Consider the following 20,151-nt stretch of genomic DNA (forward strand, 5'->3'; position numbering starts at 1 on the left):
CCGAAGCGGACCTCCTTCCCCGCCTCACGGGACGGGCCTTAAAGGATGTCTGGGATGGCCCCCGCCGACGTGGCGCGGGCTCCGGCCATCGTACCAGCGCGGCCACCGGCAAACGGACCGACACCATTCCGCTTCATCGGGTTAACGCCCCGGACGTTCCGCCGATGCGGGCCATTCGCACGACTGCCCCATTCGGCTTGACGCAACTACCTCACTCTACGTAACCTCACAGTGAGTTACGAGACGGGCGTCGAACCCACCGGTAACGACGTCGGCGATCGCCCGTGACCCACCACTGAACGCGAAGCAATCTCGTCCGGGGAGACCAATGTCCAGCGACTACGCGAAGCAACTCGGAGGCAAGCTCCGAGCGATCCGCACTCAGCAGGGGCTCTCCCTGCACGGTGTCGAGGAGAAGTCCCAGGGGCGCTGGAAGGCAGTCGTCGTCGGCTCGTACGAGCGCGGCGACCGTGCGGTCACCGTGCAGCGGCTGGCCGAGCTGGCCGAGTTCTACGGCGTGCCGGTGCAGGAGCTGCTGCCCGGCGGTACGCCGGGTGGTGCGGCCGAGCCGCCGCCGCGCCTGGTGCTGGACCTCGAGAGACTGACCCAGGTCCCGTCCGAGAAGGCCGGCCCGCTGCAGCGCTACGCGGCCACCATCCAGAGCCAGCGCGGCGACTACAACGGCAAGGTGCTCTCGATCCGCCAGGACGACCTGCGCACGCTGGCCGTGATCTACGACCAGTCGCCGTCGATCCTCACCGAGCAGCTGATCTCCTGGGGTGTGCTCAACCCCGACGCGCGCCGTGCGGTGCGCGAGGAGGAGGCGAGCTGACCGCTCGCCGCACCGGCTCCGCCCCGCCCTCACCTGCAGAAACGGGCGGAGCTCAGCAGAAACGTCACGGCGCGGCGCCCCGGACCGGGGCCCGCGCCGTCGCGCGTCCGCGCGCCAGGGGCCCGCACCGCCGTACGGCCACGGCCCCGAACCCCTGCACCGCCGTACGGCCACGGGCCCGCCGGAGACCCCACCTGGCCCCGCCGACGGCTCAGCAGACCGTGCCGAGCGAGTAGCCCGGCTCCGCCGCCACCCCGTCCAGCCGCACCGCGCCCTCGGCCGGGGCCCAGTCCTGCCCGCCGCTGGCCCAGGCCCACGCCGTCTGCCGGTACTCCCCGCAGGAGGCCGCCGAGCCCTGCGCGCCGTGCAGCACCGCCAGGCCCGGCAGCTCCCGCGCCAGCCCGGCGCAGAGCACCGCGCAGACCAGCTCCAGGTCCTCGTCGTTGATCCGCACGACGCCGTCCTCCCACTGCAGCACCCGGGCGGCCGCCGTCAGCCGCCCGCCGGGCGCGTCCACCGCGAGCCGCAGCTCGTACACCCCGGCACCGGCGCCCACCAGCATCCGGCGGAACACCTCGGCACCGCGCTGGTACGCCTCCCGCACCGCGCGGCCACGCTCCTCGTACAGCCCGCCGTCCAGCAGCAGGTCGGCGTGGCGCAGGGTCAGCCCGTTCTCCCGGGCCCGGACCAGCCGGGGCACGAAGTCGCCCGCCAGCTCCTCGCCCTGGTAGGCGAGCAGCTGGGTCTGCAGCGGCGGGTTGACGAGGTAGCGGTCGCGGGCGCCCGGCTCGGCCGGGTCGAGGCCGTTCAGCAGACAGAACTCCTCGAAGTCCTGGGGGTGGAACATCCGGGCCCGGACGGTGTCGAAGCCGCGCCGGGCCTCCGTCAGCAGCTCGGCGGTGTCCCGCAGGTAGGACGCGTAGTCGGGCGCGTCGGAGAGGCGCCAGGCGCGGGCCCGCTCGAAGTCGGCGGCGCTGGTCAGGACACCGATGACGAAGGCCTGGTCGCCGCCGGCCGGGCGCCGCTCGGCCCGCTCGTGCCGCGACCGCGCGCGGGGGCGCGGGCCGGCGGCGGTGCAGTCGGGGGTGCGGCGGGCGCGGCCGTTGCGACTCATCGTGGGCTCCTGGGGGCGGACGGGCGGATCAAGGTCAGCGGCGGGTAGTACCGCTGACCGTTGTCCTCCCCAACCCCGCGTGTCGCACACGTACGGCGTGTCACAGTAATGTAACCGAACGTGAGGCCGGTGTTTCGGCCCGCCCCGGCCACACCGCCGCGCCCGTCATGCGTCGCGCCCGGCGCGGCCGTCATGCGTCACGCCGGGCGCGGCCGTCACGCGTCATGCCGGGCGCGGCACCCGGGCCAGCTGGCGGGACTGCGCGACCAGCCGGCCCGCCTCGTCCCAGACCTCGGCGTCCTCCTCGAAGTAGCCGCCGGCCACGTTGCGGGTGGCGTGGGTGACGCGCAGCCAGCCGGGCACCGGCCGGGCCCGCAGGTGGACGGTCAGCTCGATGGTGGGCGCCCAGCCGGGCAGGCCGAGGTCGAAGGTGACCGGCGGCAGCGCGTCGGCGACCAGCAGGAGCAGCAGCGGGTCGGGCTCGCGGCCGTCGGCGAGCCGGAACCAGCCCTGGATCCGCCCGTTGCCGGAGGGCTGCCCGAGCGCCCAGCCGATGGTGGCCGGGTCGAGCCGCAGGTCGAACCGCTCCAGCAGGGCGGCCTGCGCGATCAGCTCCTTGGGGGCGTGCTCGACGCCGATGCACTGGTCCGGCGGCGGCAGCTGCGGCGGCTGCGCGGTGGTGCGCACCTCGCCGTCGGCGGCGGCGAGGTCGCCGTGACTGGCGACGACGCGGAGCCGCTCGACACCGTCCTGGCTCAGCGAGGCGGTGCCGGTGGAGAGCGAGCGGCCGGCACGGAGCACCTCGGTGCGGACGGTGGCTGGGCCGGGGGTGGAGGCGGAGAGGTAGTAGCCGCTGATCGAGACCGGGTCGGCATGGCCGCCCGGCTCCTGCGCGCCGTGCTCCAGGGAGAGCGCGTGGCCGGCCATGGCGAGCAGCAGCCCGCCGTTGACGCCGCCGCCGATCTGCCAGCCGGAGCCCAGTTCGCCGTCGTAGCGGCCGGGTTCGTCCGGGTGGCGGGTCAGGGCGATGCCCTGGTCGAACTCGCTGCGGATCGCCGTGGTCATGGGGGTGGCCTGCCCTTCGCTGCGGGGTCGCCGGCCAGCGGGGCCGCCGGCGCACCAGGTTACTGGCGAGTAGGGTTCCACGTCAGGCCACCCGGGCGCAACGCACGACGGCCGCCGGATCCCTTCGGAGGGGATCCGGCGGCCGAACGTCGGGTGCTGCTACCGGCGGATGCTCGGCTTCAGCTCCAGGAATCGGGCGAGCAGGCCGTTGACGAAGGCCGGGGAGTCATCCGTGGAGAACTCCTTGGCGATCTCGACGGCCTCGTCCAGGACGACCGCGTCCGGGACGCCGTCCTCCCAGATCAGCTCGTACGCACCGAGCCGCAGGACGTTGCGGTCCACGATCGGCATCCGGTCGAGCGTCCAGCCCACCGCGTACTCCGAGATCAGGTCGTCGATCCGGCGGGCGTGCTGGACATAACCCTCGACCAGCTCCATCGTGTACTCGCCGACCTGCGGGGTGCCCTCGTCCGGCTTGGGCTCCCGGGCACGGGCCACCCAGTCCGCGAGGACGGTCAGCGGGTCGACGTTGCGGTGGTCGGCCTCGAAGAGGATCTGGAAGGCCCTGGTACGGGCCTTGCTGCGTGCGGCCGACACGGACTTACTTCACCCGGCCGAGGTAGCTGCCGTCGCGGGTGTCGACCTTGATCTTCTCGCCGGTCACGATGAACAGCGGGACGGCGATCTCGGCGCCGGTCTCCAGGGTGGCCGGCTTGGAGCCACCGGTGGAGCGGTCGCCCTGCACACCCGGCTCGGTGTGGGAGATGGTCAGCTCGACCGAGGCCGGGAGCTCGATGTACAGCGGGGCGCCCTCGTACATGGCGACCAGGGCCTCGAAGCCCTCCAGCAGGTACTTGGCGGCGTCGCCGACGACGGCCGGCTCGACCGTGGTCTGGTCGTAGGTGTCCGTGTCCATGAACACGAAGTTCTCGCCGTCCTTGTACGAGAACTGCATGCCGCGCTTGTCGACGTTGGCGGTCTCGACCTTGGTGCCGGCGTTGAAGGTCTTGTCGACGACCTTGCCCGTCAGGACCTCCTTGAGCTTGGTCCGCACGAAGGCCGGGCCCTTGCCGGGCTTGACGTGCTGGAACTCGACGACGGACCAGAGCTTGCCGCCCTCCAGCTTGAGGACCATGCCGTTCTTGAGATCGTTCGTGGAAGCCACGGGCGCACTTACTCCTGGATATAGCTGTCAAGGAACCAAGGGGTGCGTCCTGCCGCCTGCGGCAGCCTCCCGGGCAGCCGCGGGTCTACAGGGCGAGGAGCTCCTTGGTGGTGATGGTGAGCAGCTCGGGTCCGCCCTCTTCGAGGGGGCGCACGACGAGCGTGTCCTCGATCCGGACCCCGCCCTTGCCAGGGAGGTGGACCCCCGGGCCGACGGTGACCGGTACGCGGCTGTCCAGTTTACCCATGTCCGACGGACCGAGGCGCGGCGCCTCCCGGATCTCCAGCCCGATACCGTGGCCGACCGGGTGCGGCGAGCTCTCGGTGTGCCCGGCCGCCTGGAGGATCTCCCGCGCCGCCTGGTCGGGTACGTACTGCTCGACCCCGGGCCCGAGCGCCTCCCGCCCGGCCCGTTGCGCCCGGAAGACCAGCCGGTGCAGCTCGACCTGCCAGGGCGCGGGGGCGGCACCGATCACGAAAGTCCGCGCCGTGGAGACCCCGTACCCCCGGTACTGCGCGCCGAGCACCACGGTGAGGAAGTCGCCCTCCTCCACCCGCCGGTCGGTCGGCTGGTGCGCCTGCTGGCCCGAGTGGCTGCCGGTGCCGACCGAGACCGGGAAGGCCGCCCGGTCCGCGCCGTGGTCGATCATCCGGCGCTCCAGCTCCATCGCCAGGTGCCGCTCGGTCCGGCCGACCAGGATCGACTCCAGCAGCTCGCCGAGCGCCTGGTCGGCGATCTCGGCCGCGATCCGCAGGTCGGCGATCTCGTGCTCGTCCTTGACCACCCGCAGCCGCTCGACCGCCTGCGCGAGATCCGCCAGCCGGACCCCCTCGGCCAGGCCCGCCACCGCCCGGTGCCGGCTCACGGTCAGATCGTGCTCCTCCACCGCGAGGTCGGACACCCGCAGCCGCGCCGCAGCCGCGGCGGCCGCCAGCGCGGTGTCCGCCCCCGCCGCCACGGGCACCTGGGTCACGTCCTCCGCGATCAGGTGCTCCCCGGTGTCGTCCGGCGGCAGGTCGTCCGGCAGCGCCAGCAGCACCCGCTCCCGGGTCAGCAGCAGCGTCGCCCCGCACGGCGGGCACCCGGTCAGGTACCGCACGTTCGCCGCCCGGGTGATCAGCGCCGCATCGGCCCCGGTCGCACTGCAGTGCTCCCTCAGCCGCTCCCGCCGGCCCGCGTACGCATCAGACATGCGTCGAGCCTACGGAGCCCCACCCCGATCCGCCCGCCGAGCACCCCCACCCGAGCACGTGTCGCCCCGGGGGTCGGCAACGGGCCGCGGCGGGGGCCGGGAATGGGCAGGGGGGAGGCCGTGTTGGACCACATGAAAATGACTCCCATTGCGGAGTGCGGTTCGGGCCGACGCCGAACCGCCCCGAGAACCCACCAGGAGGACAGCCATGGCCCGCAGCGAACTCCGCCCGATCATCAAGCTCAGGTCCACGGCGGGGACGGGCTACACGTACGTGAGCCGCAAGAACCGCCGCAACGATCCGGACCGCATGGTGCTGCGCAAGTACGACCCGGCCGCCCGGCAGCACGTCGACTTCCGCGAAGAGCGCTGACTCCGGACCCCGCCCGCACTCCCGAGAGGAGCCCCGCCATGAAGCCCGGCATCCACCCCGCCTACCGCCCGGTCGTCTTCCGCGACAAGGTCGGCGGCCTGGCGTTCCTGACCCGCTCGACCCTGACCCGCTCGACCCCGACCGGCGACCGGACGGTCGAGTGGGAGGACGGCAAGGCCTACCCGGTGGTCGACGTCGAGATCTCCTCGGCGAGCCACCCGTTCCACACCGGCCAGTCCCGCGTGATGGACACCGCCGGCCGCGTCGAGCGGTTCCGCCGGCGGTACGGCGACCGGCACAACTGAGCCCGTCCGCGCGAAACGCCGAAGCGGCGCCCGGCCGACCCCCCCGAGGGCCGGTCGGGCGCCGCTTCACGTCCACGCTTCACGTCCAGCTTCACGTCCGCGCCTCACGTCCGCGGGCGGCTCAGCGCGGCGGCGGTACGGAGACCACCATGGTCAGCCGCACGGCGGCGGTCCCCGCGTTGCGGTAGGCGTGGGCGTAGGAGGCGTCGAAGGAAGCGGTGCTGCCGGCCGGCACCAGGTGCTCGCGCTCGCCGTGGACGAGGGTCAGCTCGCCCTCCTCGACCCGGATGATCTCCACCGTGCCCGCCGGGTGCGGCTCCGAGCCGTAGCCCTCGCCCGGCTCCAGCCGCCAGGCCCACAGTTCCAGCGGTCCGGGCGCCTCGACACCGTTGAGCAGTGTGCCGGTGCCGCCGGACGGCCCGGTCCAGAGCGGGACGGCCTGGTCTCCCGGGACGATCCGGACGCCCGCGCCCTCGTCGTAGTCGAGCAGCCGGGCGATCGAGACGCCGAGCGCGTCGGCGAGCCGGACCACGGTGGCCACGCTCGGGTTGGTGCGGTCCTGCTCGATCTGGACGATCATGCCCCGGCTGACGCCGGAGCGGGCGGCGAGCGCGTCGAGGGTGTGGCCGCGCTCTGCGCGTACACGCTTGAGGTTCCGGGCGAGGGCCTGGGAGACGAGGTCGGGGTCCGGCACGCGGTCAGTCCAGTTCAATATATTGATTCGAATAGTTCAGTTGAGTGGACTACGCTGCCCACTCGGCAACGAGTCCATTCGACTGTACTGCGGGGTACATTGTGCTGTCCTACGTTCTGCGAGCCCTCCGGGTCGCCCCGTGAGCGCCCTGCTCGCCCTCTCCGCCAGCCTGCTCTGGGGCCTGGCCGACTTCGGCGGCGGCGCGCTGACCCGCCGGCTGCCGGCACTGGCCGTGGTGGTCGCCTCCCAGCTGACCGCCACCGTGCTGCTGCTCGCCGCCGTCCTGGCCACCGGCGGCTGGACGGACGCCTCCCCCGCCCTCTGGTACGCCGTCGCCGCCGGGGTGATCGGCCCGTTCGCCATGCTCGCCTTCTACCGGGCGCTCGCGCTCGGCCCGATGGGCGTGGTCTCGCCGCTGGCCACCATAGGCGTCGCGGTACCGGTCGGCGTCGGTCTGGCGTTGGGCGAGCGCCCCGGGCTCGGCCAGGCCGCCGGGATCGCGGTCGCCGTGGTCGGCGTCGTGCTGGCCGGCGGCCCGGAGCGGGGCGGGGCGGCCGCCGCCCGGCGAGTGCTGGCGCTCACCCTCGCCGCCGCCTTCGGCTTCGGCGCGGTGATGGCCCTGATCGCGCACGCCTCCGCCGGCGGCGGGCTGCTGCTGGTGCTCTGCGTCCAGCGGCTCTGCAACGTCGCCGTCGGCGGCGGTGCGCTGCTGCTCAGCCTGCGCGGCAGCAAGGGCGGGGGCCGCAGCGAAGGCGGGCGCGGTGACCGGCTCCTGCCCGGCCTGCGGGACAGGCTCCCCGCGCTCACCGCGGTCGGCGTGGCCGACGTCGCCGCCAACGGCACGTACGCGATGGCCTCGCACAGCGGCTCGGCCGCGGTGGCCGCCGTGCTGGCCTCGCTCTACCCGGTGGTCACCGCGCTGATGGCCCGCGGGGTGCTGAAGGAGCGGCTGCGCCCCGTCCAGGTGGTCGGCGCCGGGCTCGCCGTGGCCGGGACACTGATGCTCGCGGCGGCCTGACGGACGCCGGCTGGTTCACGGGCTACTTCGCGGCCTCCGACGCAGCGGCCTCCGACGCAGCGGCCTCCGACGCTGCGGCGCCCGACGCTGCGGCCTGCGGAGCAGCCGCCTCCGAGGCGGCCGGCTCCGCGCCCGGCGTCACCGCCTGGGGGCTCCAGCGCTGCTCGACCCCCGCGACCCGCCAGTAGGCGATCGCCGCCGCCCAGACCACCACGAACAGCCCGACGATCGCGTAGCCGACGTTGTCCAGCGAGATGTCCGCGATCCAGCCGCTGACCGGGTCGGTGAGGTCCAGCTTCTCGTGCAGGACCCCGACCAGCTCGATGGTGCCGATGATGAACGCCACCGCGATCGACAGCCCGGTGATGGTCAGGTTGTAGTACACCTTGCGCACCGGGTTGGAGAACGCCCACTGGTACGCGAAGTTCATGAACGTCCCGTCCAGCGTGTCGAACAGGCTCATCCCCGCCGCGAACAGCAGCGGCAGGCAGACGATCGCGTACCAGGGCAGCCCGGAGGCCGCGCCGGAGCCGGCCATCACCATCAGGGTCACCTCGGTCGCGGTGTCGAAGCCGAGGCCGAGCACCATGCCGACCGGGAACATCTGGCCGGGCCGGGTGATCGAGCGGGTCGCCCGGTTCAGCACCCGGGCCAGGAAGCCGCGCGAGTTGAGGTGCTCCTCCAGCTCGGCCTCGTCGAACTGCCCGGCCCGCATCGAGCGGAACACCTTCAGGATGCCGAACAGGGCGGCCAGGTTGAGCGCGCCGATCAGGTAGAGGAAGGCTCCGGAGGCGGAGGTGCCGACCACACCGAGCCACTGGTGGGTGGCCGACTCGTCGTCCATCAGCGTGTTGGCCAGCTGCGCGCCGCCCGCCACCAGGGCGGCCATGATGACCACCATCGAGGAGTGGCCGAGGGCGAACCAGAAACCCACCGAGACCGGGCGCTTGCCGTCCGCCATCAGCTTGCGGGTGGTGTTGTCGATCACCGCGATGTGGTCGGCGTCGAAGGCGTGCCGCATCCCGAGGGTGTACGCGGTGATGCCCAGGCCCACCCCGAAGACCTGGGTGCCGACCTCGTACTTCTCCGGGGCGACCAAGAATATGAGCGTCCCGAACGCCACCACGTGCATGGCCAGGATCACACCGATCAACCCGGCCGTGCGGACGGTGTCCTCCCGCCTCCAGCGGAAAGTGGGCAGGACGGACGGCGCCGCCGGAGCAGCGGCGGTTTCGGGCACGGTCATCTGCGGATCACGCTCCAGCACCTCGTGGAAAGTCGTTCGTGAGATGCCGTGGCCGGTCTCCTGGCTGACGGGGCTTCCGTACCCGCCTTCCCAGGCGCGCGAGGCGCCCAGTGGCGTCGTGGGTACGGACGACTCCCCCGATCACAGTGGCGAGGGCCGCTCCGGACTTGAACCCCTGAGGGTTCGTCACCGGTCTTCCCGAGCACCACGGCGGGCTACACGGTAGGGGTCCCCGCATCACCCTTGCAAGGCTGCGCACCTGCGCAGGTGTCCAGGATCACAGGCCGAGGCCTGCGAGAATGTCCGCATGCATCTCGTACCGGCCGACCGCGCGGGTCAGCGCACCATCGACGGGCACCGGGTCTGCGAGGCCATCGCCGCCATCGGCGACACCGGGCACGTCCGGTCCTGGGCCGAGCGGTTCTCACTGCTCGCCGACCCGGGGCGGCTCTCCCTGCTGCTCGCCCTGCACCGCGCCGGTCCCCTCGCCGTCACCGACCTCGCCGTCGCCACCGGCATGCGCGACCCCGCCGTCTCACAGGCGCTGCGACTGCTCCGCACGGCCGGCGTGGTCACCGGGGACAGGGACGGACGCGTGGTGCGCTACCGGCTCGTGGACGATGCCATGCGCCCCCTGCTGGACGAATGCGCCGCCGCCGAGCACCACGAGCCCGCGCCCGACACCGCCGACGGCTCCGCGACCGACCGGCACGGGCCCACCGCCGCAGCCGGCTGACCCACCTGTCGGCCGACCCGCCCGTCTGCCGACCCGCCCGGAAACCACCCCGGGCGAGGCCACCGGCCGCTCCGGGCGTGTCCGGCCGGCGGGGGCTCCCGAGCCGGCATCAACCGTTCCGGGCGACCGGGGTCACCCCTCCCGCACCAGCCGCTCGAAGCGGCGGAGCGAGCGCCGGGCCAGCGGGTCGGTGGCGGGCCGCAGGGCGCGGGTGACCAGGCCGGCGGCGGGGAGACGGAAGGCGCCGAGGAAGGCGAACCGGGTGCCGCCCGGCTCGGGGCGGGCGGCCATGCCGCCGAGCAGGAAGCGGCTGCGCATCAGGCACCAGCCGGGCGTCAGCTCGACGTCGAAACGGGCCCGCAGCCGGCTGTGGCCCACCACCAGGGCCTCGGCGCGGCCGTCCGCCGGGCCCGCGGTGAGGCGGACGGAGCGGAGGTCCGGCAGCCAGCGCGGCAGCCCGTTCTCCAGGTCCGCCGCGACCGCCCAGACCTGGTCGAACGGCGCGTCGATCACCGTCTCGCGGACGTCGGCGCCGGGGGTGACGGCGGCGATGACGTGCAGTCGGCGCACCGGGTCGAAGGCCGCCACCGGCCAGGGGTTCTGCGCGCTCACTGCTGCCACGCCCTTCGGAAGCTGAGTCGGGCCCGGGAGAGCCGGGACTTCACGGTGCCGGCCGCCACGCCCAGCAGGTCGGCGGTGGACCGCTCGTCCAGGCCATCCAGGTCTCGCAGGACCAGGACGGCACGGTGCTCGGGGCTGAGCCGGGCGAGGACGTCCTCGATGTCGGTGGCCAGCTGCGGATCACCGGGGCGGGGCAGTTCGGAGAGGTCGGCCGGGACGCAGCGGGCGACCCGCTTCACGTGCCGGACCGCCTCCCGGACGGCGATCGAGCGGACCCAGCCGAACAGCGCGGCCGGGTCCTGGAGCTGCCCCAGGTTGCGGAAGACGGCGATCAGCGCCTCCTGGGTCGCGTCGGGGCCGTCGTCCAGGGCGATCGGGCCGCAGAGCCGGCGGACATAGGGCGTGACCAGCTCCAGCAGTCCGCTCACCGCCAGCTGGTCGCCGCGCTGGGCGGCGCGGACCAGGGCGGCGAGGTCACTCGCGGTTCGGGTGTCGGGACCATCCACATCCGCATCAGAGGCGGCGGGAGGCCCGGACGTTCCCTCGCCCGGGCGACTTCCCGGTGTGACGCTCGCCACGGGAACGTCCGGCGGGCAGGGCCGCTCCTGCGGGTGACACACCGTCGCATCCCCTGGGGGACCACCATGAACCGCCGCCGTACCGCCGTCGCCGTCGCCGCCGTGCTCGCCAGCGACGGCCTGCTGCACCTCTACTGGGCCACCGGCAGCACCTGGCCGGCGGCCGGACGGGCGTCGCTCTCCCAGGCCGTGCTCAACGCCGACGTGCCGTTCACCCCACCGGTCGTCCTCCCGCTCGCCGCGGCGCTGTTCACGGGGGCGGCCCTGGTACTCGCCCGGGGCGGCGTACTGGACGGCCTGGCCCACCGGGTGCCCGCGGTGGCGCTGCGTTGGGGCCCTCGCGCGGTGGCCGGCGGGATGCTCGCCCGCGGGCTGGCCGGGCTGGTCTGGGCGGCCGGGATCGGAGCCGACACCGGCTCGGTCTTCTACGCGCTCAACCTGGCGCTCTACACGCCGCTCTGCCTGGCCAGCGCAGCCGCCGCCTGGTCGGTCGCCCGCGAGCGGGCGGACGGCTGACACGGCTTGTACGGCTGACGGCTGACGGCTCCTGCCCGGACCGGCTCGGCCGACCCACCGAGCCTCAGGCCGGGTCGGTTCGGATCGGCGCGGCTCGGCGCGGCCGGCCGGGGGACCGCCCGGACCTGGTCGGCCCGCCGACCGGGCGGTCCTCAGGCCTGCTGGCAGGCCGGGCACCAGAAGAGGTTCCGGGCGGCGTGCTCCTCGGTCCGGACGTCGGTGCCGCAGACCAGGCAGGGCATCGCGGCGCGGCGGTACACGTAGACCTCGCCGCCGTGGTCGTCCACCCGGGGCGGACGGCCCATCGCCTCGGGCGTGTGCTCGGGGCGGACGGTGTCGATCCGGCCCGCGCCGACGCCCTCGTGCATCAGGGCGACGAGGTCGGCCCAGATCGCGTCCCACTCGGCGCGGGTGAGGTCGCGACCGGCCCGGTGCGGGTTGATGCCGTGCCGGAACAGCACCTCGGCACGGTAGACGTTGCCCACGCCGGCCAGCACCTTCTGGTCCATCAGCAGCGCGGCGACCGTCGTCCGGCTGCCGGATATCCGCCGCCAGGCCGGCTCCGGGTCGGCGTCCGCGCGCAGCGGGTCGGGCCCGAGCCGGTCCGCGACGGCGGCCTTCTCGGCGCCGGTGATCAGCGCGCAGGTGTTGGGGCCGCGCAGGTCCGCGTAGGAGTCGTCGTTCTCCAGGCGCAGCCGGACCAGGCCGACCGGCTCGGGCGCCGGGCCCTCGCCGAAGGTGAACCCGCCGTACAGGCCGAGGTGGATGTGCACCCAGGAGCCGCCCTCGAAGCCGAGGAAGAGGTGCTTGCCGGTGGCCTCGGCACCCGTCAGTACATGGCCGTCGACCAGCTTGGCGCTGTCGGCGAACCGGCCCTGCGGGCTGCTGGCCCGGACGGGTCGGCCGCCGAAGGCCCTGGCGTTCTCGGCGGCGAGGCGGTGGATGATGTGGCCTTCCGGCACGGGCGTCAGCTCCCCCGGGTGGTTCGACAGGACGCGTCCATCATCGCAGCCGGCACCGACAGCCCGGCCGGGCGCGGGCCCGGGGCCAGGCGGCTCAGCGGACCGGGATACCCATCAGCCGTGCCAGGATCACCCGGTCCAGCTCGGCGGCGGTGGCGGCGACGTCCAGGTGCGAGTTGTCGATGATCGGCAGCCCGGAGTTGTACCAGCCGGCCATCCGCCCGTGGATCCGGGCCACCTCCTCGTCGCTGAGCCGCCGGTTGCCGCTGCGCCGGGCGTTGCGGCTGAGCACCGAGTCCAGGCTGGGCAGCAGCACGACCGGGATCATGCCGGGCCCGATGTGGCGCTTCCAGCCGCCGAGGCCGATCGCCGGGCGGTCCGGGAAGACGGCGTCGTCGATGATGCACGAGATGCCGTTGGCGAGGTAGTTGCGGCAGGCGAAGCCACAGGTGCGGCGGGCCAGCCGGTACTGCGCCTCGGAGGCGTTGTTCCAGCCGGACTGCGGGTTGGCGAAGCCGGACTGCACCCACTCGCGGACGTCGTCCAGGCTGATGTGCGCGGTCGGCGTGGGCCGGCGCTCGGCCCAGTGCCGGGCGACGGTCGTCTTGCCGGCACCGGCGGGGCCGATCAGCAGCACGGCGAGCGGCCCGGTGGGCGCGTGCGGCTGCGGGTGCGCCGGGAGCTGAACGGGCGCGCCGGAGGGCAGCAGGAAGTGCCCGGTGGACCCGGCGGGCACGGGCGCCGGGGGCTGAGCGGCGGAATGAGCAGGGCCTGAGGGGACGACCGGTGCCGCGGGTGCCATCGGACCGGGCGGCGGCACGGGCGCGCCCGGCGGCACCGGTGCCGGACCGGTCGGCGGGACGGCCGGGTGCCCACCGTACGGGGGCCGGCCTGCGGCCTGCGGTGCGACCGGCAAGGGCACCACCGGCTGCGGAGCCACCGGCGGAGACTGCACCCCGGCCGGCGAAGGCTGCACCGCGGCCGGCGAAGACTGAGGGGCCACCGGCGAAGGCTGCGGAACCACCGATGGTGCAGACACGGCCTGGGGCGCGCGGGGCGCGCCCTGCGCCACCGCGCCTGCCGGTTGCGGCGGGGCCGGCGACGCCGCGGCGGTCGCGGTGCCGGGGTACGGCGGGACCGGTGGGGCGACGGGACGTGGGGGGACGTGCCCACCCCCGGCGTACTGCGTCACGGTCACCTCCCGACTTCCTCCAGCGGGACACTACACGTCGGCCCGGCAGCGGGCACAGTCCGCCGCCGGGCCGCTGACGAGGGCGGCTGCCGCCGCCTCAACGTGTGGTGAGCTGCTCCGCGAGCGCGCGCAGCGCCAGTTCGTACGAGCCGAGGCCGAACCCGGCGATCGTCCCGGAGGCGACCGCGGCGATCACCGAGGTGTGCCGGAAGGTCTCCCGGGCGTACGGGTTGGAGATGTGCACCTCGATCAGCGGCGCGGTCCGCTGGGCGGCGGCGTCGCGCATCGCGTACGAGTAGTGGGTGAAGGCGCCCGGGTTGATGACCACGGGGACCCGGCCGTCGGCCGCCTCGTGCAGCCACTCCACCATCTGCTGCTCGGAGTTGGTCTCGTGGACTTCGACCTCGAAGCCGAACTCCTTGCCGAGCACGGTGCAGCGCTCGACCAGCCCGGCGTACGAGGTGGCGCCGTAGACGTCCGGTTCGCGGCTGCCGAGCCGGCCGAGGTTGGGGCCGTTGAGCACCATCACCCGGGTCACGAGGAGACCTCCGCGTAGGCGGCGACCAGCAGCGACGGGTCGGGGCCCTCCAGGACGGAGGTCTTGCCGAGACCGTCCAGGACGATGAAGCGGATCAGGTCGCCGCGCGACTTCTTGTCGATCTTCATGGCGTCCAGCAGCTTCGGCCAGGCGTCCGCGCGGTAGCTCAGCGGCAGGCCGACCGAGGCCAGCACGGTGCGGTGCCGGTCGGCCGTCTCGTCGTCCAGCCGGCCGGCCAGGCGGCCGAGTTCGGCGGCGAAGACCATGCCGATGGAGATCGCGGCGCCGTGCCGCCACTTGTACCGCTCGTTGCGCTCGATGGCGTGGCCGAGGGTGTGGCCGTAGTTGAGGATCTCGCGCTTGCCGGCCTCCTTGAGGTCCCCGGAGACCACGTCGGCCTTGACCTGGATGGCGCGGCGGATCAGCTCGACGGTGTGCGGCCCGGCCGGGGTCTTGGCTCCCTCCGGGTCGGCCTCGATCAGGTCGAGGATGGCCGGGTCGGCGATGAAGCCGCACTTGACGACCTCGGCGAGGCCGGAGACGTAGTCGTGCTTCGGCACCGTCTCCAGGGTGTCGAGGTCGGCCAGCACGCCCACCGGCGGGTGGAAGGCGCCGACCATGTTCTTGCCCTCGGCGATGTTGATGCCGGTCTTGCCGCCGACGGCCGCGTCGACCATGCCGAGCAGCGTGGTGGGCATCGAGATCCAGCGGACCCCGCGCAGCCAGGTCGCGGCCACGAAGCCGGCCAGGTCGGTGGTGGCGCCGCCACCGAGGCCGACGATCACGTCGCTGCGGGTGAACCCGGTCTGGCCGAGCACCGACCAGCAGTACGCGGCGACCTCGACGCTCTTCGCGTCCTCGGCGTTGGGCACCTGCAGGACGATCGCCTCGTAGCCCTCGCCGAGCAGGTCCTCGCGGATCGCGTCGGCGGTGGCGGCCAGCGCCTCCGGGTGGATGAGCGCGACCCGCTTGGCCCGGGTACCGATCAGCGGCGCCAGCTCGCCCAGCAGCTGGTGCCCGACCAGCACGTCGTACGGGTCGTGGCCGGCGCTGCCGCCGACGTGGATCGTGACGGTGTCACTCATGAGGGGTCTTCAGCTCCAGTGCTTCCAGTACGGCGTCCGCGACCTGTCCGGGCGTACGGCCGGCGGTGTCGACGACGGCGGTGGCCACCTCCAGGTAGAGGGGGCGGCGGGCCTCCATCAGCTCGCGCCAGCGGGCCCGCGGGTTGACGGCCAGCAGCGGGCGGGGGGCGTCCAGGCCGACCCGCTTGACCGCGTCGGCCAGCGGGACCTCCAGGAAGACCACCGGCAGCTCGTGCAGGAGCGCGCGGGTGGCCTCGGCCATGACGGCGCCGCCGCCGAGCGCGAGCACACCGTCGTGGGTCCCGGTGGCGGCGCGCACGGCGCTCGCCTCCAGCTCGCGGAAGTGCGGCTCGCCCTCGTCGATGAAGATCTCCGGGATCGGCTTGCCGGCCAGCTGCTCGATGTCGGCGTCGGTGTCCCGGAACCCGACGCCGAGGCGCTCGGCGAGCGCCCGCCCGACCGTGGACTTGCCACTGCCGGGCGGGCCGACCAGCACCACCAGTGGCGTGGTCATCGGACGATCAGGTTGTCCAGGTAGCCCTGGACGTTGCGGCGGGTCTCGGAGACGTGGTCGCCGCCGAACTTCTCGCTCACCGCGTCGGCCAGCACCAGGGCGACCATCGCCTCGGCGACGATGCCCGCGGCCGGCACGGCACAGACGTCGGAGCGCTGGTGGTGGGCCTTGGCCGGCTCGCCGGTGCGCACGTCCAGGGTCTGCAGGGCGCGCGGGACGGTCGCGATCGGCTTCATCGCGGCGCGCACGCGCAGCAGCTCGCCGGTGGTCAGGCCGCCCTCGGTGCCGCCCGAGCGGCCGGAGGTGCGCTTGATGCCGTCGGCGGTCGGCACGATCTCGTCGTGGGCCTGGGAGCCGGGCACCCGGGCCAGGTCGAAGCCGTCGCCGACCTCGACGCCCTTGATCGCCTGAATGCCCATCAGCGCGGCGGCGAGGCGGGCGTCCAGCCGGCGGTCCCAGTGCACGTGCGAGCCGAGGCCGACCGGCACGCCGTAGGCCAGCACCTCGACCACACCGCCCAGGGTGTCGCCGTCCTTGTGGGCCTGGTCGATCTCGGCGACCATCGCCTTCGACGCGTCGGCGTCCAGGCAGCGCACCGGGTCCTCGTCGAGGCGCGCCTCGTCGGAGGGCAGCGGCAGCACGCCGGCCGGGGCCTTGGCGGCGGCCAGCTCGACCACGTGGCTGACGATCTCGATGCCGCAGGTCTCCTTGAGGTACGCGCGGGCGACGGCGCCGAGCGCGACCCGGGCGGCCGTCTCACGGGCGCTGGCGCGCTCCAGGATCGGGCGGGCCTCGTCGATCGAGTACTTCTGCATGCCGGCGAGGTCGGCGTGGCCGGGGCGCGGGCGGGTCAGCGCCTCGTTGCGGGCGAGGCCGGCCAGCACCTCGGGGTCGACCGGGTCGGCCGACATGACCTGCTCCCACTTCGGCCACTCGGTGTTGCCGACCATGATCGCCACCGGGCTGCCCATGGTCTCGCCGTGCCGGACACCGCCGAGGAAGGTGACCTCGTCCTGCTCGAACTTCATCCGTGCGCCGCGACCGTAGCCGAGCCGGCGGCGCGCCAGCGCGTCGGCCACCACGGCGGTGGTGACCGGTACACCGGCGGGCAGGCCCTCCAGCGTCGCGACGAGTGCGGGGCCGTGCGACTCCCCCGCCGTCAGCCAGCGCAACGTACCCAACGGAGCTCCTTCATCAGCGGACCGGCCACGGGTGCAGCCGTGACCCGCCCGGGCGTGCCTTTGTCCCTGAATCCTTTCATGCCCTGGGCGCACCCGGGAGCAGAGTCCGGGTGACGGACAGCAACCGGCCAACCGACGGACGCAACGACCCGCGACCGGTGGCCGGACCTGCCGCAGTGGCACAAAATGCCACACGTGCATCCCGCGCCACGGCACGTCGTGCCGGTGTGGCAGGACGCGCCGCAACAGCACCCGCCGGGCCACCCCGCCCGCGTCGGCGCCCGCCCGGGCCACCCCGCCCGCGTCAGCGCGCGGCGAGCGCCGCCTCGCCCGCCGCCCGGACGGCGGCCAGTGGGCCCGGCGTCCGGCCGGTGAAGCGCTCGCTCTGCAGCACCGCCTGGTGCACCAGCAGATCCAGCCCGCCCAGCACGGTCGCACCGCGCTCGGCGCAGGCGGCGGCCAGCGCCGTCGGCCACGGGTGGTACAGCACGTCGAACAGCGCGCCGGGCGCGGCCGGCAGCCCGGCGGCGAAGGCGTCGGTCGCGCCGACCGGCGTGGTGGAGACGGTGAGCGGCTGGGCCAGCGCCTCGGCGCCGTGCTCCCAGCCGGCCGTCCGGACGGCGACGCCCAGCCGCTCGCCCAGCTCGGCCATCTCCCGTGCCCGCTCGGGGCTGCGCACGTAGACGGTCACCTCACCGGTGCAGATCTGGGCCAGTGCCGCCAGCGCCGAGGAGGCGGTCGCCCCGGCCCCGAGCACCGCCGCGCCCGGCACCTCGGTGATGCCGCGCTCGCGCAGCGCGTTGACCAGCCCGGGAATGTCGGTGTTGTCCCCGGTGCGCCGCCCGTCGGCGGTGAACACCACCGTGTTCACCGCCTCGACCGAGCGGGCCGTCGCGCTCACCTCGTCGAGCAGCGGGATGACCGCCCGCTTCAGCGGCATGGTGAGCGACAGGCCCGTCCACTCCGCCTCGTCCAGCCCGGCGAGGAAGCCGGGCAGCCCGGCCTCGTCCACCTCGAACCGGTCGTAGCGCCAGCCGTCCAGGCCGAGCGCCGCGAAGGCGGCCCGGTGCAGGTCCGGCGAGAGCGAGTGGGCGATCGGCGAGCCGAGGACGGCCGCCCGGTGCTTGCTGGTCAACGCTGCTTCTCCGTAGGCGAGTTACCCGCGCGGGCTACTTGGCGGTGGTGCAGTGGACGCGCACCTTGTCGAAGCCCTGGCCGGCCGCCTTGCAGTACTGCTCGACGTTGGCCGCGTGCTCCTTGTCCGTCTCCGCGAAGAGGGTGTGCGTCGCGTCCATCGCGATGAAGTACAACCACTTTCCGTCCGCCGGGTGGGTCACCGCGTTGATCGCGTCCTCGCCGGGGTTGGAGATCGGCCCGGGCGGGAGACCCGGGTTGATGTAGGTGTTGTACTTGTTGGACGCGTCGTCGATGTCCTTCTTGTCGAGCACCTTGCGGCCGAGCGAGTACTGGAGCGTGGTGTCCATGCCCAGGCGGTGCTTGATCTCACCGTCGGCCGCGAGGCGGTTCTGAATGGTCCTGGCCATCTTGGCGAAGTCGGGCGGGTTGTTGCCCTCGCGCTGCAGGATGCTCGCCTCGATGACCACCTCGTAGCCGTTCTTCAGCCCCGCGGCGGAGGCCTGGGCGTCCAGGCCCTGGTACTTCTCGGTGGCGTTCTTCACCATCTGCTTGAGGAGGTCCTCGGGCTTCATGCCCTCGGCGATGTTGTACCGGGTCGGCCAGAGGAAGCCCTCGATGTTGCCGTTCGCGTACGCCGGCAGGCCGAGGTTGGCCACCTGCGCCTTGGCGACGTCCGCCGTGGTGCCCTTCTGCAGCTTCAGCTTGTCGTCGATCTTGGCGTAGACCTCGGTGGAGTTCAGGCCCTCGGGCAGCACCAGCGCGGCGCCACCGTTCTGCTCGAGCAGGGCCTGGAGGGCGGCCGAGGCCGACATCTCCTTCTTCAGCGCGTAGAAGCCATACGGAATGGTCGTGCACTTGGGCTCTTTGTCGCAGGCCTGGGTGTACGCCTCGACGCTCTTGACCACGCCGGCGGCCTTCAGGGTCATGCCCATCTGACCACCGGTCGAGCCCTTCTTGATCTCGACCTGCACGCTGCTGGTGCCCTCGCCCTGGAAGTCCGGGGGCGGGCCGAAGTGGTCCTTGTAGAAGCCGTAGCCCCACCAACCGGCGCCGCCGGCCACGCCGAGCAGCACCAGCGCGACCACCAGGCAGGCGCCACCGTTACGGCGCCCGGACTTCTTGCCCTTCTCCTTGCGCTTCTTCTTGCCCTCGCGGGAGTTGTCCTCCTCGCCGAGGAAGCCGCCGTTCTCGTCCTCGCCGCTGCCGGCGTAGTCGTCCTGGTGGCCGTCCCACTCGTCCTCGGCCGCCTCGGGCTCCGCCTCGGCCGGGTGGCCGCCGGCCTCCAGTGCGGCGGCCTCGGCCTCCCAGTCGATGCCGTCGGCACCGGGGCCGGCCGGGGCCGCAGCCTGCTGCTGCCGCCGGGCCGCGCGCCCACCCGGCTGCGGCGCCGCACCGGGCTGACCCGCACCAGGCCCGCCGACGCCGGGCTGACCGGGCTGACCGGCGCCGGGCTGACCGGGCATCTGCTGCTGGGGCATGCCCTGCTGACCCGCGCCCGGCTGGGGCACCTGCTGCGGGTAGCCCTGCTGCTGGCCCTGGAACCCCTGGGGGTTCTGCTGCTGTCCGGGGAATCCCTGCTGGCCCTGCTGGCCCGGGAAGCCCTGCTGACCCTGGTACCCGTGCTGGTCCTGGTAACCCTGCTGGTCCTGGTAGCCCTGCGGGCCGGGGAAGCCCTGGCCGCCACCCGGCACCTGGCCGCCCTGCTGTGGGTAGCCCTGCTGGCCACCGCCGTACTGCGGCTGCTGCTGCCCCTGCGGGAACTGCTGCCCGCCGTACTGCTGCTGCTGCGCGTACTCGGCCGGGTAGCCCTGCTGCGGGTACCCCTGCTGAGCCGGCTGCTGCATCTGCTGCGGGTAGCCCTGCTGGCCACCGCCGTACTGCTGGGGCTGCTGAGCCTGCGGCTGCTGCTGCCACTGGCCGTCCTGCTGGCCGGGGACCGGCTGCTGGCCTCCGTACGCGGGATCACCGGGGTGCCACGGCTCGGAGCCCTGGGGGCCGTAGCCCCGACCCAGATCGGTCATTGATCCCCTTACACCGACGGAGACGGCCGGAGGATCGGACCGGCCGTCCCGGGACGGCGTCCCGGT

23 protein-coding genes and 1 riboswitch are annotated in these 20,151 nt (G+C 73.7%); of the genes, 6 read left to right on the top strand and 17 right to left on the bottom strand.

Annotated elements, in window-relative coordinates:
• Positions 1-328 precede the first annotated feature (328 nt).
• Complete coding sequence (gene bldD / locus ACZ5WK_RS02190; RefSeq protein ID WP_031072501.1) at positions 329-832, top strand: transcriptional regulator BldD; 504 nt, start codon at positions 329-331, stop codon at positions 830-832.
• Between the two features lie 211 nt (positions 833-1,043).
• Here bldD and ACZ5WK_RS02195 read toward each other — a convergent pair whose 3' ends face one another.
• The 5 genes from ACZ5WK_RS02195 to ACZ5WK_RS02215 all read right to left on the bottom strand — a co-directional run bounded on the left by ACZ5WK_RS02195 (position 1,044) and on the right by ACZ5WK_RS02215 (position 5,368).
• Positions 1,044-1,946, bottom strand: coding sequence for a hypothetical protein (locus ACZ5WK_RS02195; RefSeq protein ID WP_465544048.1), 903 nt, complete (start codon positions 1,944-1,946; stop codon positions 1,044-1,046).
• Between the two features lie 222 nt (positions 1,947-2,168).
• Positions 2,169-3,011, bottom strand: coding sequence for a thioesterase family protein (locus tag ACZ5WK_RS02200; protein WP_465544050.1), 843 nt, complete (start codon positions 3,009-3,011; stop codon positions 2,169-2,171).
• A 159-nt stretch (positions 3,012-3,170) separates the two neighbouring features.
• Complete coding sequence (gene nusB, locus ACZ5WK_RS02205) at positions 3,171-3,608, bottom strand: transcription antitermination factor NusB (protein ID WP_148647555.1); 438 nt, start codon at positions 3,606-3,608, stop codon at positions 3,171-3,173.
• A gap of 4 nt (positions 3,609-3,612) precedes the next feature.
• On the bottom strand, positions 3,613-4,176 hold the full coding sequence (gene efp, locus ACZ5WK_RS02210; RefSeq protein WP_148647556.1) for an elongation factor P: 564 nt from the start codon (positions 4,174-4,176) through the stop codon (positions 3,613-3,615).
• An 85-nt stretch (positions 4,177-4,261) separates the two neighbouring features.
• Positions 4,262-5,368: a M24 family metallopeptidase gene (locus ACZ5WK_RS02215; RefSeq protein ID WP_405365934.1), complete on the bottom strand. Its 1,107-nt coding sequence runs from the start codon at positions 5,366-5,368 to the stop codon at positions 4,262-4,264.
• A gap of 208 nt (positions 5,369-5,576) precedes the next feature.
• Here ACZ5WK_RS02215 and rpmG point away from each other — a divergent pair, with 208 nt between their 5' ends.
• Together rpmG and ACZ5WK_RS02225 are read left to right on the top strand one after the other, a co-directional pair.
• Positions 5,577-5,741 (top strand): 50S ribosomal protein L33, encoded by a 165-nt coding sequence (rpmG, locus tag ACZ5WK_RS02220; protein WP_405365933.1) that lies wholly within the window; start codon positions 5,577-5,579, stop codon positions 5,739-5,741.
• 38 nt (positions 5,742-5,779) lie between these two features.
• Positions 5,780-6,046 (top strand): type B 50S ribosomal protein L31, encoded by a 267-nt coding sequence (locus ACZ5WK_RS02225; RefSeq protein ID WP_465544054.1) that lies wholly within the window; start codon positions 5,780-5,782, stop codon positions 6,044-6,046.
• Positions 6,047-6,167: 121 nt separating this feature from the next.
• Here the strand turns inward: ACZ5WK_RS02225 and ACZ5WK_RS02230 are convergent, their stop codons facing one another.
• Positions 6,168-6,740, bottom strand: coding sequence for a helix-turn-helix domain-containing protein (locus ACZ5WK_RS02230; RefSeq protein WP_396321652.1), 573 nt, complete (start codon positions 6,738-6,740; stop codon positions 6,168-6,170).
• 139 nt (positions 6,741-6,879) lie between these two features.
• On the opposite strand from ACZ5WK_RS02230, the gene ACZ5WK_RS02235 reads away from it, so the two are divergent.
• Positions 6,880-7,758 (top strand): EamA family transporter, encoded by an 879-nt coding sequence (locus ACZ5WK_RS02235; RefSeq protein ID WP_465544056.1) that lies wholly within the window; start codon positions 6,880-6,882, stop codon positions 7,756-7,758.
• Positions 7,759-7,780: 22 nt separating this feature from the next.
• On the opposite strand, the gene nicT is transcribed toward ACZ5WK_RS02235, so the two are convergent.
• A complete protein-coding gene (gene nicT, locus ACZ5WK_RS02240; protein ID WP_465544058.1) occupies positions 7,781-9,004 on the bottom strand; it encodes a Nickel transporter NicT in 1,224 nt (407 codons plus the stop codon).
• A gap of 33 nt (positions 9,005-9,037) precedes the next feature.
• A riboswitch (cobalamin riboswitch) is annotated at positions 9,038-9,229 on the bottom strand.
• Positions 9,230-9,311: 82 nt separating this feature from the next.
• Here nicT and ACZ5WK_RS02245 point away from each other — a divergent pair.
• Positions 9,312-9,740, top strand: a complete 429-nt coding sequence (locus ACZ5WK_RS02245) for an ArsR/SmtB family transcription factor (protein ID WP_465544060.1) — start codon at positions 9,312-9,314, stop codon at positions 9,738-9,740.
• 132 nt (positions 9,741-9,872) lie between these two features.
• On the opposite strand, the gene ACZ5WK_RS02250 is transcribed toward ACZ5WK_RS02245, so the two are convergent.
• Together ACZ5WK_RS02250 and ACZ5WK_RS02255 are read right to left on the bottom strand one after the other, a co-directional pair.
• Positions 9,873-10,361, bottom strand: coding sequence for an SRPBCC family protein (locus tag ACZ5WK_RS02250; protein WP_465544062.1), 489 nt, complete (start codon positions 10,359-10,361; stop codon positions 9,873-9,875).
• The gene (locus ACZ5WK_RS02255) at positions 10,349-10,867 is read right to left on the bottom strand and encodes an RNA polymerase sigma factor (RefSeq protein WP_465544064.1); all 519 of its coding nucleotides are present in this window, start codon (positions 10,865-10,867) and stop codon (positions 10,349-10,351) included. The genes ACZ5WK_RS02250 and ACZ5WK_RS02255 overlap by 13 nt, the downstream gene beginning before the upstream one ends.
• A gap of 138 nt (positions 10,868-11,005) precedes the next feature.
• Between ACZ5WK_RS02255 and ACZ5WK_RS02260 the strand changes: the two genes are divergently transcribed.
• Positions 11,006-11,455 carry a DUF3995 domain-containing protein gene (locus ACZ5WK_RS02260; RefSeq protein WP_465544066.1) on the top strand — a complete coding sequence of 150 codons (450 nt, stop codon included), beginning with the start codon at positions 11,006-11,008 and terminating at the stop codon, positions 11,453-11,455.
• Positions 11,456-11,607: 152 nt separating this feature from the next.
• Here ACZ5WK_RS02260 and ACZ5WK_RS02265 read toward each other — a convergent pair whose 3' ends face one another.
• The 8 genes from ACZ5WK_RS02265 to mltG all read right to left on the bottom strand — a co-directional run bounded on the left by ACZ5WK_RS02265 (position 11,608) and on the right by mltG (position 20,085).
• Positions 11,608-12,417 carry an Fpg/Nei family DNA glycosylase gene (locus ACZ5WK_RS02265; protein ID WP_465544068.1) on the bottom strand — a complete coding sequence of 270 codons (810 nt, stop codon included), beginning with the start codon at positions 12,415-12,417 and terminating at the stop codon, positions 11,608-11,610.
• A gap of 94 nt (positions 12,418-12,511) precedes the next feature.
• Positions 12,512-13,393 carry an AAA family ATPase gene (locus tag ACZ5WK_RS02270; protein WP_465544350.1) on the bottom strand — a complete coding sequence of 294 codons (882 nt, stop codon included), beginning with the start codon at positions 13,391-13,393 and terminating at the stop codon, positions 12,512-12,514.
• Between the two features lie 313 nt (positions 13,394-13,706).
• The gene (gene aroQ / locus ACZ5WK_RS02275) at positions 13,707-14,135 is read right to left on the bottom strand and encodes a type II 3-dehydroquinate dehydratase (protein WP_396321816.1); all 429 of its coding nucleotides are present in this window, start codon (positions 14,133-14,135) and stop codon (positions 13,707-13,709) included.
• A gap of 8 nt (positions 14,136-14,143) precedes the next feature.
• The gene (aroB, locus tag ACZ5WK_RS02280; RefSeq protein WP_465544070.1) at positions 14,144-15,232 is read right to left on the bottom strand and encodes a 3-dehydroquinate synthase; all 1,089 of its coding nucleotides are present in this window, start codon (positions 15,230-15,232) and stop codon (positions 14,144-14,146) included.
• Positions 15,225-15,746 (bottom strand): shikimate kinase, encoded by a 522-nt coding sequence (locus ACZ5WK_RS02285; RefSeq protein WP_465544072.1) that lies wholly within the window; start codon positions 15,744-15,746, stop codon positions 15,225-15,227. The genes aroB and ACZ5WK_RS02285 overlap by 8 nt, the downstream gene beginning before the upstream one ends.
• The gene (gene aroC, locus ACZ5WK_RS02290) at positions 15,743-16,927 is read right to left on the bottom strand and encodes a chorismate synthase (RefSeq protein WP_396321663.1); all 1,185 of its coding nucleotides are present in this window, start codon (positions 16,925-16,927) and stop codon (positions 15,743-15,745) included. Before aroC ends, ACZ5WK_RS02285 begins: the two co-directional genes overlap by 4 nt.
• A 304-nt stretch (positions 16,928-17,231) precedes the next feature.
• Complete coding sequence (locus tag ACZ5WK_RS02295) at positions 17,232-18,062, bottom strand: shikimate dehydrogenase (protein WP_465544074.1); 831 nt, start codon at positions 18,060-18,062, stop codon at positions 17,232-17,234.
• Between the two features lie 34 nt (positions 18,063-18,096).
• Complete coding sequence (mltG, locus tag ACZ5WK_RS02300) at positions 18,097-20,085, bottom strand: endolytic transglycosylase MltG (RefSeq protein WP_465544076.1); 1,989 nt, start codon at positions 20,083-20,085, stop codon at positions 18,097-18,099.
• Positions 20,086-20,151 lie beyond the last annotated feature (66 nt).

This window comes from Kitasatospora sp. NPDC032757 (assembly GCF_055579305.1).

Excerpts from the sequence above, each read along its gene's own strand:
- bldD (WP_031072501.1), top strand. The coding sequence starts at position 329 with ATGTCCAGCGACTACGCGAAGCAACTCGGAGGCAAGCTCCGAGCGATC.
- ACZ5WK_RS02195 (WP_465544048.1), bottom strand. The coding sequence starts at position 1,946 with ATGAGTCGCAACGGCCGCGCCCGCCGCACCCCCGACTGCACCGCCGCC.
- ACZ5WK_RS02200 (WP_465544050.1), bottom strand. The coding sequence starts at position 3,011 with ATGACCACGGCGATCCGCAGCGAGTTCGACCAGGGCATCGCCCTGACC.
- ACZ5WK_RS02215 (WP_405365934.1), bottom strand. The coding sequence starts at position 5,368 with ATGTCTGATGCGTACGCGGGCCGGCGGGAGCGGCTGAGGGAGCACTGC.
- rpmG (WP_405365933.1), top strand. The coding sequence starts at position 5,577 with ATGGCCCGCAGCGAACTCCGCCCGATCATCAAGCTCAGGTCCACGGCG.
- ACZ5WK_RS02225 (WP_465544054.1), top strand. The coding sequence starts at position 5,780 with ATGAAGCCCGGCATCCACCCCGCCTACCGCCCGGTCGTCTTCCGCGAC.
- nicT (WP_465544058.1), bottom strand. The coding sequence starts at position 9,004 with ATGACCGTGCCCGAAACCGCCGCTGCTCCGGCGGCGCCGTCCGTCCTG.
- ACZ5WK_RS02245 (WP_465544060.1), top strand. The coding sequence starts at position 9,312 with ATGCATCTCGTACCGGCCGACCGCGCGGGTCAGCGCACCATCGACGGG.
- ACZ5WK_RS02260 (WP_465544066.1), top strand. The coding sequence starts at position 11,006 with ATGAACCGCCGCCGTACCGCCGTCGCCGTCGCCGCCGTGCTCGCCAGC.
- aroQ (WP_396321816.1), bottom strand. The coding sequence starts at position 14,135 with ATGGTGCTCAACGGCCCCAACCTCGGCCGGCTCGGCAGCCGCGAACCG.
- aroB (WP_465544070.1), bottom strand. The coding sequence starts at position 15,232 with ATGAGTGACACCGTCACGATCCACGTCGGCGGCAGCGCCGGCCACGAC.
- ACZ5WK_RS02285 (WP_465544072.1), bottom strand. The coding sequence starts at position 15,746 with ATGACCACGCCACTGGTGGTGCTGGTCGGCCCGCCCGGCAGTGGCAAG.
- mltG (WP_465544076.1), bottom strand. The coding sequence starts at position 20,085 with ATGACCGATCTGGGTCGGGGCTACGGCCCCCAGGGCTCCGAGCCGTGG.